The sequence below is a fragment of the Vibrio sp. Isolate24 genome (assembly GCF_022398215.1).
Taxonomy (GTDB): Bacteria; Pseudomonadota; Gammaproteobacteria; order Enterobacterales; family Vibrionaceae; genus Vibrio; species Vibrio coralliilyticus_A.
Genome location: NZ_JAKEUU010000002.1, coordinates 1 through 12212 on the forward strand (window position 1 = coordinate 1; position 12212 = coordinate 12212).

The following is a 12212-nucleotide window of genomic DNA, read 5'->3' on the forward strand; positions in this document are numbered from 1 at the left end:
AGAGTCAATTGGCGACACCGACTCTACTTGGTAAAAGATTTAGTTTAAACCCCCTAATTTTGTTTGTGTGGTTAGTCTTTTGGGGATGGTTATGGGGAGCGATGGGAATGCTGATGGGAGGGCCGCTGCTGGTACTTATCAATGTTATTCTAAGTAAAGTGATTCGTCCTCAAATTACGATTTGTTGACAACGAAGTGGTCGTTAGTTTTTAAGTCTTAAACCGTACCGCTTTTAAGGATGAAGATTTCATGGTTAAAAACCTAAAACGAAAAACTAAAGATTTGATTGAGTCTAAAAATATTTTGGGCGGTGTTTTCACTGCCTCTTTTCTTGAATCTACGATTGTACCTATTCCATTAGAGGCATTGCTTATTCCGCTGTTGCAGAAACGACGCGATAAGCTCTGGCAAGTCGCACTTATGGCAACTATGGGTTGTATAACCGGCGCCTTGCTTGGATATGCGCTTGGTTACTACACTTTTGAACTACTACGTGATTGGATAGTTACTCATTGGATAACAGAAGAGAAATTAGATACTGTCATGCTACGGATGAAAACCGAGGGTTTCTGGTTTGTCATGACCTTGGGCGTCGCACCCATCCCATTCCAAATTGCTATGTTGGCAGCCGGAGCTACTCAATTTTCGCTCCTTTTATTTCTACTCGCTACAGGTCTCTCTCGTGCCATTAGGTACTTTGGTATCGCGTTGGTAGTATATATTGCTGGGGACAAAGCAGAAAAATTGATTAAAAAGTATAAACTTGCAACATTGGGCCTGATAACGTCGGTGTTGCTAGCTGCGTGGTATATTAGTACGAGTGCTGGATAGTTTACTCATCTTCATTGGAGGTGTGATTACTCACATAAATTTTCTTTTGTAAGCTTTTCGAGTATCTATCATTTTGATTAACTAGATCAATAGTTAGCAATATGGATGAAAAGCATTGCTTGTGTATGAACACTAGTAACGTGCCTCAAAAACCCAAACTTCAGACACTCTAACAATTGGAACGCAAGTTTATCGGCTCAGTGAGAAAAATTTGATCACGTTGACATGTTATGAATGAGTAAAAGATCTAACAAACAAAGGGGCAAAAACGAGTTAACGAAAAGTGAGGGGCGTCAGGCAAACTAGGCTTGATATGGGAACATGTCCACCTGAAATTCAGCTTTTTTGTTATGAAGCCCACGGGCTTCCAACCAAGAGTAGAATCGACTTCGAGAAATCGATACACCACGTTCGTTTAGTTGTCTAAGAATTTTAGCTTTGGTGGTCTTGGTATCGAGGAGGTTGAATATGAACGCTGTATGCTCATCAAGTTTGGATTTAACCTTCTTTCCCTTCTGGCGGCCAGATGATAGCCCTTTGGCCTTGCGTTTGGCATGGCCTGCTTTAGCTCGCTCAGAGCGTTTCTGAGCCTCTACTGCGCTGGCAAAGGATTGCCCAATAACGGTAAAAATGATTTCAGCGTTATCAACGTTTTCTGAACTTATGATTGTGTCGTTGTATGCCAAATGTAGCTCACCATATGAGGCGATCTGACCTATGGCACCTACTAACTCCATAACCTTGTGGCGACCCAGACGAGTTATATCCGATACAATGATGCTTTGTTGAGAGGTGATGAGAGAAAATAACTTCCGCTCACTCAGTTCTGTCTTGGTGGCAGACACATGTTCTTCGATCCAATCTGATATTTGGATGCTATGTTTAGCGGCGTATGCCTTGATAGCTTCTCTTTGAGATTCGCCATCGGCTTTCTGTGAATCTGATACTCGAATATAACCAATCATGCCTGCCCCCAAGTTGAAGAGTTAATTGTTCATGGACTGTTATTTGTTGTTTAGGTAGTCCAATACAACTTCATGGTGATCTTTGGTCTTAAACTTGTTAAACACATGCTCAAGTTTGCCAGACTCATCAATCAGGAAGCTTGTTCTTACAACGCCCATATTTTCGCGGCCCATAAATTTCTTGAGTTGCCAAACATTGTACTTTTCACAAACTGTGTGATCTTCATCGGCTAGCAAAGTGAAGTTAAGCTCTTGCTTGTTGATAAAGTTAGTTAATTTTTGCGGTGTGTCTGGGCTGATACCAAGAACAATAACATTGTGGGCGTCTAACTCAGCTTTAGTATCTCGTAACCCTTTAGCCTGAACCGTGCAGCCTGGTGTTGAAGCGCGTGGGTAAAAATAGAGCAGTACCTTTTTTCCCTGAAACTCAGATAGCGTCACTGGGTTATTGTTTTGGTCATTTAGGGTAAAATCTGGTGCGATTTGTCCAACTTCGATTGCCATTGGTTTTGTCCTTACTTTCTCAATTAATGGTATTTGGCGTAGCGTTATTCGCTACGTCCTTTTTAGTGCATTTTTATTACGTTAGGGTGTACGTTTTTATCGTTAATCTAGTGTCCTGTCTAGTGATTACACTAAACAGGACTTTTTTTGGTTGCAGCGCTAAACGCTACTTTGGTTTTCTAAATTGGGGTGCAATAACATTGTCTAAACGAGACGATACGATTTTATCCATCGCTTTTTCTCGCTGACTTTCATGTAACATCTCCATTAGTTCTTGAACGACCTTAATATGAGAGGCTGCTTGAACAGCTAATGCCTCTTTATGGCTTTGAGCTTCGTCGTAATACTCTTTTTTCTTCTTATTTGCCTGTGCTCTTTCTCCTTTGAGTGCCTTTATTTCTTTTTGAAGCACTTCAATAGGGGAGTCAGCGGTTTCATCCTGAGCAACTTGTACTTCTAATGATTTACTTTTTATCATTAAAACGACGTCGTTATGCCTTCTGAGTGCGCCAGCGGAAAGGCCCGCTTCTTTTTCAACATTGCTATTGTTGATTTTGAGCTTGCCCTTTCGCGCTTTATTGCGCAGCTCTCTCGATGTCAACTTCGCTACATCACCATCCAGCAGCCTTTCCAATGCTTTGATTAGCTTATTTTTGGTTATCTGTGACATTATGAAATCACTCCGTATGGGATAAGTAAGTTCTTAACTTCATCAGGGAAAATGACAGGCTCATAGTCGATACCTAAATCACCCATAATGCGTTCAGCTGCTTGAACTTTTATGTAAGATTCAGAGGCGGTTTGAGGGGTGAGTTCGTTGTTTTCAATATCATAAAGCATGTGAATTTCGGCTTCTTTACGCTTTGCTTCAGCAAATACGGCATCAACGATGTAATCATTCTTGCAGTCTACACATTCTATTAGGTTAACGAGCGTTCTTAAACCACAGGTGGTCGAAGTACAGTATATCCCTGGCGCAACAGCATGAATGTGTCGGTTTTGAGTTCGAATTTGCTTTTTCCAATAGTTTAGAGATAACATCTCATTATCTACTTTATCCTTGAATAAATTTCGGTCTGTTTTCATCATGTTTTTAGCAAACTCTTTGCCTTTTCCTCCGGCAACTCGCTCCTTGTTCGCCAATTTCTGATAGATATTCAAGTAGATGCGGGCTTTCTGGTCGATTCTTTCCTCATCAATTTCGTGTGCTAGCGTCTTTTTCTTTTGTCTGATTTTTTGGAATTTACTGGCGTTTTTAGCGTAGTGCCGCGTCATTGCCATAGAGACATGACTAAACTGCTGTTTGAGTTGAGGAAAACTGCAAAGCTCGTATCCAATTAAGTAGTAAGCAAAAGAACGGCGAAGTTGATGCCCTGAAAATTCATATTTTTTACCCACTTCAAGCGATAAGTTGGGGTCTGATGTTTTTAGGTCAACAATGTCTTCATTGGTAAGTGCAAGCTCTTCACCCATCGCATCTTCAAACCAAGCTTGAGAATGTACTCCTAGTTGCACTTTGGTTACTTCACTGAAACCCTCTTTTATTTTATGGAAAAACGATTGTGAGCTAGGATGTCGCTTTCTGAGTGGCATGTGCAGTGCTTGAAGCGCCTCATACGCTTTCATGCCGATTTCGGTTGTGACAAACTCATCTTGTTTTGATTGAGAGCCTTTGGCTGTCTTTGATAGGTTGGCGTGGATAACGTGTATCTTCTGGCGGTCTATTGTTTCAGTTGTGCAGCCCTCAGCGGTGTTTAGGGCATACATCTCATCGGCTCTCATTCCTGTTCGAGCCATTAACCCCCATAGGCAGCCACCATTAAGCATTTTAAAAAGCGATTGAGCCTCTATTAGATTGGTGATTGTCCACTGTCCAATCGTTAGGTTACGTTCTTTGTGGAACTTATCAATGCGATCGCTCCTTATTTCTGGTTTATGATGGCGTATGAGAGCCAGTGTCTCTTCTTCACTTGGAGAGTGAAGGGCGGCAAAGGCTTCTTGAAAATCCAGGGTGCGCTTTTTGCTTTCTTTATTAGTCTTCCCTAAATACCATTGAATGTTACCGTTTTTAGTTCGGGCTTCATTACTGACCAGATACTTCGCATATCCTTCATACGCCTTATCAAAGTAGGTGGCGATGTATTCTGCCAGTTGCTCTAGTTCAGCACGAAGAGCATAAGCTTCACCAATCAGTTCTTCCGACTTTTGAAGACCCAGATAGTAGAGCCTTTGAGGGATGACGGTATGCTGCTGCGCTTCTTTAATTACTAAACCAAAATCAGAGGCGTTAAGCTTTTTGGTTAAGCTAACCTCAAACGGTAAACCTTTCGCCTCTTTGTAAAGGCGATTTAACCCGTTGTAAATACACCCTCTTTCAAAATCGATATCGGTAAAGCCGGTTAGAGCCCACGTTTCGAGTCGGTCAAAGTCCAAAGCAGACAGCGTATTAAACCCTTCATTTAACAGTGGGGCGATGACTTTTTTTAGGTCATTTAATGCATCCCAAAGAGTGCCAAACGAGTGGTTTTGAGGTGATAGCCACATCATTTTAAGTAAAAGGGTTTTAAGCTGATTTTTTAGGTTGCGCTCAATGACTTTACCATCGAGCGTAAAATCAATGGTAAAAGGTTTCTTTGCTCTCGGTTCAAAATAAGGCTGTAGCTTTTTCCAAGCGTCATCATCGCAAATTTTGCCTAATGATTCACCCGTAACACTAAAGCCTATGTCAAGGCTTTCGAGCTCATCCCAATCGCCACGCTCAATAGCTGGCTTTAATACCTCCATTAGGTAATTTGCATGAGCGCCGATATGTTCTTGTGCTTTAAGAAGCTTGTTTTGATGTTCTAGGTCAGAGAGTTTTATCATGTTAGCCTCCGTAACTATAGGGATAAAAGCGCGTGGTCGATGGAAACTCTTGGGTGACGACCTTGGGTATTAAACCGCTTCATAGCCTCATCGAATACATCATCACTCGCCCCATCTAGCGTATACTCATACTGTTCAATTTTTTCATGAATATCCCCTTTCGAATCAGGGTACATATCAAGGATTTCCTTAAGAACATCGATGTATGACATGAGCTTATAAATAGCCTCAATGTCATCTACCGCTTTGGCCGATTGGCACTTGTGACACATATCAAATTCGGCGCAAGGTAAGTTGATGCCTAGTGCATAGTTCGTTTCACGTTGTGTGTTCTTACCATCACTAATGACTTGCTGCCCATTACAAGTTAGCCCGTTGGGGTTAGTTTTAATATTGCCTTCTTCGCGCTTTTTATTTGCCTCATCGTGTGACAACATCGGAATACCACGCCTTTTCGCTACAATGTCTTTTGCTTGCTCTAAGCTCGTATCATCATCGAGGTTTTCAATGACCTCTACACTCTGAGAGATGATGACCTTATTCAGTGATGAAAGCCCGTTCAGATAACTTCTGTCTAACGTTTCCTTCGCGTTTTGGAGTAAGCTTTGAGCCGCTTGAATCCCACCCTCAGCATAGGCTTGGTTACTGGTCATTTCTCGCCAGCGACTCGATTGAAGAGAGAGGTAGTAATGGTTTGGTTCAACAGACCAAGTCCGCATTAGCTCTGCTGAAATAGGGCTGATGCCCTCCCAATCTTTAGGGACGAACTTGCTACTTCTAGTTAAAAGCAGTCGTTCATATTTCTTGGGCTGCTTGTCTGCGTTCTCAGTTGCATATTGCTCAATATTTTTGATTAAAGCCAAATCAGAGGCAGGTACTTTAAAGAAACCACTCATGCCACATCTATAGTTAAAAGAAACGGTAATATTGCCATCACTATTTTTTTCAGAGTAGGTGAGTGGAAGTAAAATACCTTTGAGTGGTAGGTCTGTGTAGCAAGATAAAATACAATAAGCACTATTGGTCACCCCTTGTACTGCCTTACTCTTGCTGGTTGCCCGTACTTCTTTATAAGCAACGCGGCGACCCAGATGATTAACGACTTTCTTTAACGTGATGGTTTGTTGGTTTCGATGGGCGTAAAACAGCTCTTTAAACCAAGGTAGGCTGCCAGCCCGATACGGAGATATCAGGTGTAGTTGGTTAACCAGCTGTTTATTTAGGTTTTTCAAATTAAAGGAATCATTCACGGCGGCATGATTATCGAGGGCAAAAATTAATACAGAGCCATCTTCACTGTTGCCGTACAGCTTAGACAGTCGCTCTAGTAACTTAATAAACTTCACCCCACCACGCTTATCAACGTCAAATTGCTCACCCACCAATAGGGCATCGACTGCTTTGTTCGCTCTAGGCTTATGGCTTGAGACTTTTACCACTTGTAGGCTCTTATCTCGATCTTCTGTATGAACCTTAATTGGGTGAGCAATATCTCGAATGTTGGAGTCATTGAGTGAAGTGAAAAAGCACAACAGATGATAGGCAGCACCCATTGTGAGATTAAAGGCTGCGCCACTATTAACAGCGGAGCCACTGTTACTTATATGTGTATTTCGCGCTTCCAATGATGTCGGGATTTGAATCACTTCCTCATGCTCACCAAGGGCAAGAATAAGAGGAAGCGTTTCTGGTAAGGGTATATTGTTTTCTTTGGCAGCAATAAGCTGTGGCGCAAGAGTGAAGAATAACGCCTCTAACCGTGTCACAAGAAGCTTTTCTTCCTCATCTGAGTACCCCTTATATGGCGTATTTTCTCCTGTAAACCCCCTATGAAGTACAGCCCACTCGGAAATAGGCAAGCCACACCAATCGAGCGCATTACGAAGTAATGTAAGTATTGTTGAAACCGTCGATTCTTTAATGCCTAACTCATCACCATGGGTGTACTCCCAAAGGCGTTTTGAAGGATGATACATCTTGATACGATGCCTTAACTCGCCATCGTTGCCTGCATACTTTAAGTACCCACTTTCCGTAAATGGGTCAACATTTACCGCATCACAAAAAGCAAGATAGGCGCTTAAATTTTCGTAGCATTTGGGGACAGTTTTTGCTGCGTTACCATTACTGACATATTGGTTGGCTTTCTCGCAAAAGCGTCTGATAAATACGGTTCGGCTGTCTACTTTTTCATTTTCTTTGTTACACCCTAAGTGCAATAAATGAGAAACATCGAACTGCTTTGGTTGACTTAATCTCGAATCTTTATAAGGAATCGTCAGATTTAAAGGAATGACATTTTTACTGTTGCGCACATGCTTAATGGCTTCGGACTGTCTTGCGATTTTACTTTTCGCCATTACGACCAACCTCCGTTTATTTTGCGGTTTTTGGCCTTGGCCATGCTGATCTGGTCGTCCAGCTTATTCATGTACTTAATGTATTTTTCAGTGGTTGACGTGCTTTCATGCCCCATTAATAGAGCCAATTCATCCATAAGATAGTCATAGCCAACATCACGCTCTTTTGACTCCTTCCAAAGCCAATGAGTGGCGAAGGTAGAACGTAAATCATGAATACGGTAATACCAAGAAGAATCCACTTCGCGTATCTGCTTTCGAAGGTTTGAAAAGTGCGTTTCTAACGTATTGACCGAGTAAGGCGTCCCTTTATTTGAAATAAATAGGTAATCTATGGCATCTAAAATCACACCTGACTGAACAAGCTCATTGCGTTTGTTTCGGTTTTTTAGTCGTGCGTGACTTTCTTTATATATCTCTAGCTCTTCGTACAGCTCGATGGGAATTTCTACGGTTCGTTCCTTACTGCCTTTTGTGCGAGTAATTTTGATTGGTACTACATCTAAACCACTGTAGTCAGCCTTTCCTATGTCGTGAGCGGGGAAGTGAATGGCTTCGTCAATTCTAAGCCCCGCATCGGCGCATAGCCGAAAGATTAATGTTGTTGACTTTGGGAGTGACGTTACATGTTCATTAAATAAAGCTTTGTGCTCAGGGTGCATGGGCTTGAGCTTTTTATGGGCGGGTGTGTTTTCTTTTTTAGGAAACATCCTCATGATATTGGAGGTTTCATAAGTACGTTCAGAGCCTGATTTTGTGTGAGCCAACATATCGTGTTGGTTTAACTCATGATGCACAGTTCCAGTTGTGTAGTGAGTAACAACATTCTGATCGTTATTTTTGATGTAGCCGTATTTTTGCATCCATTTATAGAATCCAATCACGGCACTCATGTAACTTCTAGCGGTAGATAAACTAAAAGCTTCATCGCCATTAGCACCTTCAATATTATTGCAGTTTGCAAGCAGAAACTCAGCAAACCGCCAAGGTGCCCCTTCTTCTTCATACTTGGACAACGTTTTATAGGTTAGGTATTCAGGTGGTATTTCATGACCATCCTCATCAACTTGAGAGTAGTGAGTGGAACCTAGATAACGAGTGAAAGCTAGCAAACCTTTCGCGATTGAGCCAGTGTCTTTGACTGCCTCTTCACCACGCAATTTAGACACTAGGTATAACGATTGTGGATAAACAATAGTCCCATCAGGAGCAATGATGATATCGGTTTTCTTTAGGCGTGATTCCAGATTGGAAGGGGAAAGGTAGGGAGAGCTAGTCACCTCCCCAGATTCAGTATTGATGCTCTCTGAAATTTTTAGCTTTGCTAATGTATCTACCTCTATGGGAAGCAATAGATAGTCATCATAAATACCGGAACATTTTTCTTCATGCGTTTCTATCACAGAACAATCCTCGATATGTTACCCACATATCAAGATAGATTTGTCATAAAAAAACATCAAGGTTTTCTGTCATAAAAAATTTGTAAGGGTAAACTTTTTCTCGCCCCAAACACCGAACTGTTCTGCTACTGCATGATCTTCGTCAGAGAGCAGAGTGAAGTTGAGGTTATCACGTTCAATAAATTTACCCAGACGTTTTACTGGGTCGATACTGACACCTAATACAACCACATTGTGTGCATCCAGCTCAGCTTTAGTGTCACGCAGTCCCTGAGCCTGAACAGTACATCCTGGTGTCATGGCTTTGGGGTAGAAGTAGAAAAGAACTTTTTTGCCGGCAAAATCACCGAGTGAAACTGTGTTGCCGTCTTGATCCAGCAGGGAAAATGCCGGAGCTGGAGTGCCAGCTGTTAGCGTGTTCATTGATTTTCCTTTTTATTGACTGTTCTTTATGAAATTTAATGAGCCTTGCACGTCAAGGCTTGAGCATAGTGCTTCGAAATCTTCTTGGAGTTGCATCAAGTTACATTCTGCATCCACTGTCGCTGTTAGTGCGATGTGGAATTGGTTGTTCTCTGAATGAACTTTTGCTTTATCTATGGTTTGTGCGCTGAGTGACGCAAGGCCAATATTTTTATCTGCGAAGAACTGAGTGAATTTTTCGGTTAAACCCAACTTATCATCAGACTCCACAAACACTTCAAGGCTGTAAGAATTGTCAGCGTATGCGTGCTGTGATGTACGTTTCATCATAGTGATGAGATCAAGTTCTTGGCCTAACAATGGTAAAGTGGTCTCGACACGTGTGATGGCGGCGTTATTGCCAGACAACAGCATAATCAAGGTGAACTCATTGCCGAAAAGCGCAATGCGACTGTCGACAATATTGCATCTAGACTGTGTGACCAAGTGAACCACTTGGTTGCAGACGCCTGGGCGGTCTGTCCCTACCGCTGTAATCACCAAATGTTGAGTCATAGTATCACTTTGAGCATTGTTATGATTATTAATGAGATAGCTTAGCACAGTTGTCGAAGAGAAAAATGTTCGCAATGGATAAAACGGGCGCAATTTTCGTCGCTTGCTTTTCTGCTCGTCGGAGAGCTTGATATTTCTAACTTCAGGCTGACAACAGGCCTTTAAAAAGGCGTAAGTTGCCAAAGTTCTAACATCTGATAAATATTCATTCAAATAGGTGATTTAAGCGGGTTTAATCGCTTGTCTTTTTCAATCGCCTTACAGTACCATGCAGAAAGTATCTAAATTAGGGAGAAAGACATGTTTTCAGGAAGTATCGTAGCGTTAATTACACCGTTTAATGATGATGGCGAAGTAGATTACGTAAGCCTGAAAAAACTTGTGGATTTTCACGTTGAGTCTGGCTCAGATGGAATTGTGGCCGTTGGCACTACTGGTGAGTCTGCAACGTTAACTGTGGAAGAGCATGTCAAAGTTGTAACCAAAACTGTAGAGTTTGCCGATGGCCGTATTCCTGTCATTGCTGGTACAGGGGCAAATGCGACACATGAATCCGTGACTTTCAGCCGATTACTCAACAACTCAGGCATCTCTGGTTGTCTGAGTGTGACGCCGTATTACAACAAACCGACCCAAGAAGGTTTGTACCAGCATTACAAAGCGATAGCGGAAGAGAGTGATGTTCCACAAATCCTATATAACGTGCCAGGTCGCACTGCAGTGGATTTATTACCGGAAACCGTTGCTCGTCTTGCTGAAATCGATAATATCGTGGCGCTGAAAGACGCAACGGGCGATTTAAGCAGAATTGCAATTCATCGTGAACTTTGTGGCAAAGATTTTATCTTACTAAGTGGTGATGATTCGAGTGGCCTTGATTTTGTTAAGCAAGGTGGCCAAGGTGTGATTTCTGTAACGAATAACATTGCGGCAGCCGATATGGCGAAAATGATGAAACTTGCTCTTGAAGGCAAGTACGAAGAAGCCGAAATTATCAACCAACGCTTGATGCCGCTTCATAAGAATCTGTTTGTTGAGTCCAGCCCAATCCCAGTTAAGTGGGCGGCGCATAAGATGGGCTTGATTGCTCATGGTGACTTAAGATTACCGCTGACAGAACTGTCTGAAAATGCTCGCCCTATTGTGGCGCAGGCGATGACAGAAGCTTGTATTTACTAATTCAGAATGAATTGCCGAAGCACTGAGCTTCGGCATTTAATTATCAGGAGTTTCAATGAAATTGTCTCATCAGCTAGTTGTCAGTTCGCTAGCTGTTTTTGTTTTAAGTGCCTGCTCTGGTGACGCAACGCAACGTCGTCAAGCTAAGGACGATTTTGACTATCTCAATACCCCACCACTATCGGAATGGAAGAATATCGAAGGTGTTCAGCCACGTGTTTACACCAACTACCAAATCCCTCAGGGTGAGTTTGCTGGTGGAACTGGCCGTGACGTTGATATCCGCCCACCACAGCAAGTGCTTGAGCTGATTCCTGGCGCACGAGCTGAGCGTCAAAACGGTGAAGTGACTTTATGGCTGTTGCGTAAAGATGAGTTGGATAAAGTATGGCAGACAGCTCTGACTATGCTGAAAGAGCAGAATATTTCAATTCGTGAGCAGACAGATAACCGCATCGAAACCGATTGGGTTAGCTGGGTATCGGAAGATGAAGATGCCGAAATTGGCTCTCGCTACGAAATTACTAGCCTAGAAGCCAATAACCGTTATGGATTTAAGATTTCCTTAATTGACTGGCGTGAAGCGGGCAAACAAATACCAGTGTCAGCTACGAATAAAGAGCGTTATAACGCATTAATGACTAACTTAGTCACTGCGCGTTATGATCTCGATATTCGCCAAGAAGCCGCTCGTCGTGCAGAAGAATTGGTTAAACAGATCCCAATTTCAATGGGGACAGACAGAAGTGGCTTCCCGGTGATCATCGCCCGCACGCCTTACAATGTATTGTGGCCTCGTTTGCCTAAGCTTCTGCCAGAAATGGGGTTCACTATTGAAGAACGTAGTCAGTCGCAAGGTACAGTAAAAGCGAAATATGCGGCTCCAGATGATGAGTTTTGGACAGAAATTGGCGTTAAACCTATTGGTCTGTCTTCAGGGACTTATACTTTCCTATTTGGTGATTTAGGGAACCGCACTTCAATCAACGTTACCGACTCTTCTGGCAAGCCTGTAGAAGAAGAGTTGCTAAAAGATATGGTACCTGTTCTATCAGCAGTAGTGGATAAACACGCGAAGTGAAGTTACGCTAAATAAGCAATAAAAAAGCTGACTTTTAAAGTCAGCT

Annotated in this window: 11 protein-coding genes and 1 pseudogene; 4 read left to right on the top strand and 8 right to left on the bottom strand. The window is 42.4% G+C overall.

Annotated elements, in window-relative coordinates; genetic code table 11:
- Positions 1–188 (top strand): AI-2E family transporter (locus tag L1D23_RS08225; RefSeq protein ID WP_239865443.1); only part of this gene is annotated, 188 nt, incomplete at its 5' end.
- A gap of 61 nt (positions 189–249) precedes the next feature.
- Positions 250–831 carry a VTT domain-containing protein gene (locus L1D23_RS08230; protein ID WP_239865444.1) on the top strand — a complete coding sequence of 194 codons (582 nt, stop codon included), beginning with the start codon at positions 250–252 and terminating at the stop codon, positions 829–831.
- A gap of 302 nt (positions 832–1133) precedes the next feature.
- Here L1D23_RS08230 and L1D23_RS08235 read toward each other — a convergent pair whose 3' ends face one another.
- The 8 genes and pseudogenes from L1D23_RS08235 to L1D23_RS08270 all read right to left on the bottom strand — a co-directional run bounded on the left by L1D23_RS08235 (position 1134) and on the right by L1D23_RS08270 (position 9906).
- Positions 1134–1796, bottom strand: a complete 663-nt coding sequence (locus L1D23_RS08235; protein WP_239865445.1) for a recombinase family protein — start codon at positions 1794–1796, stop codon at positions 1134–1136.
- 39 nt (positions 1797–1835) lie between these two features.
- Positions 1836–2300 (bottom strand): thioredoxin-dependent thiol peroxidase, encoded by a 465-nt coding sequence (gene bcp / locus L1D23_RS08240; RefSeq protein WP_239865447.1) that lies wholly within the window; start codon positions 2298–2300, stop codon positions 1836–1838.
- A gap of 166 nt (positions 2301–2466) precedes the next feature.
- Positions 2467–2970, bottom strand: a complete 504-nt coding sequence (locus L1D23_RS08245; RefSeq protein ID WP_239865449.1) for a bacterioferritin comigratory protein — start codon at positions 2968–2970, stop codon at positions 2467–2469.
- Positions 2970–5165, bottom strand: a complete 2196-nt coding sequence (locus tag L1D23_RS08250) for a site-specific integrase (RefSeq protein ID WP_239865450.1) — start codon at positions 5163–5165, stop codon at positions 2970–2972. The genes L1D23_RS08245 and L1D23_RS08250 overlap by 1 nt, the downstream gene beginning before the upstream one ends.
- 14 nt (positions 5166–5179) lie before the next feature.
- A complete protein-coding gene (locus tag L1D23_RS08255; protein WP_239865451.1) occupies positions 5180–7525 on the bottom strand; it encodes a hypothetical protein in 2346 nt (781 codons plus the stop codon).
- Positions 7525–8928 carry a site-specific integrase gene (locus L1D23_RS08260; protein WP_239865452.1) on the bottom strand — a complete coding sequence of 468 codons (1404 nt, stop codon included), beginning with the start codon at positions 8926–8928 and terminating at the stop codon, positions 7525–7527. The genes L1D23_RS08255 and L1D23_RS08260 overlap by 1 nt, the downstream gene beginning before the upstream one ends.
- A 90-nt stretch (positions 8929–9018) precedes the next feature.
- Positions 9019–9351, bottom strand: a pseudogene (gene bcp, locus L1D23_RS08265) (thioredoxin-dependent thiol peroxidase); the annotation flags it as partial.
- A 12-nt stretch (positions 9352–9363) separates the two neighbouring features.
- Positions 9364–9906 (bottom strand): glycine cleavage system protein R, encoded by a 543-nt coding sequence (locus L1D23_RS08270; protein WP_239865453.1) that lies wholly within the window; start codon positions 9904–9906, stop codon positions 9364–9366.
- A 300-nt stretch (positions 9907–10206) separates the two neighbouring features.
- Between L1D23_RS08270 and dapA the strand changes: the two genes are divergently transcribed.
- On the top strand, positions 10207–11085 hold the full coding sequence (dapA, locus tag L1D23_RS08275) for a 4-hydroxy-tetrahydrodipicolinate synthase (protein WP_239865454.1): 879 nt from the start codon (positions 10207–10209) through the stop codon (positions 11083–11085).
- Between the two features lie 55 nt (positions 11086–11140).
- Positions 11141–12166: an outer membrane protein assembly factor BamC gene (gene bamC, locus L1D23_RS08280; protein WP_239865455.1), complete on the top strand. Its 1026-nt coding sequence runs from the start codon at positions 11141–11143 to the stop codon at positions 12164–12166.
- Positions 12167–12212 lie beyond the last annotated feature (46 nt).

What these genes read in the sequence shown, in the direction of transcription:
- L1D23_RS08230 (WP_239865444.1), top strand. Translation starts at nt 250, where the DNA reads ATGGTTAAAAACCTAAAACGAAAAACTAAAGATTTGATTGAGTCTAAA.
- L1D23_RS08235 (WP_239865445.1), bottom strand. Translation starts at nt 1,796, where the DNA reads ATGATTGGTTATATTCGAGTATCAGATTCACAGAAAGCCGATGGCGAA.
- bcp (WP_239865447.1), bottom strand. Translation starts at nt 2,300, where the DNA reads ATGGCAATCGAAGTTGGACAAATCGCACCAGATTTTACCCTAAATGAC.
- L1D23_RS08245 (WP_239865449.1), bottom strand. Translation starts at nt 2,970, where the DNA reads ATGTCACAGATAACCAAAAATAAGCTAATCAAAGCATTGGAAAGGCTG.
- L1D23_RS08250 (WP_239865450.1), bottom strand. Translation starts at nt 5,165, where the DNA reads ATGATAAAACTCTCTGACCTAGAACATCAAAACAAGCTTCTTAAAGCA.
- L1D23_RS08255 (WP_239865451.1), bottom strand. Translation starts at nt 7,525, where the DNA reads ATGGCGAAAAGTAAAATCGCAAGACAGTCCGAAGCCATTAAGCATGTG.
- L1D23_RS08270 (WP_239865453.1), bottom strand. Translation starts at nt 9,906, where the DNA reads ATGACTCAACATTTGGTGATTACAGCGGTAGGGACAGACCGCCCAGGC.
- dapA (WP_239865454.1), top strand. Translation starts at nt 10,207, where the DNA reads ATGTTTTCAGGAAGTATCGTAGCGTTAATTACACCGTTTAATGATGAT.
- bamC (WP_239865455.1), top strand. Translation starts at nt 11,141, where the DNA reads ATGAAATTGTCTCATCAGCTAGTTGTCAGTTCGCTAGCTGTTTTTGTT.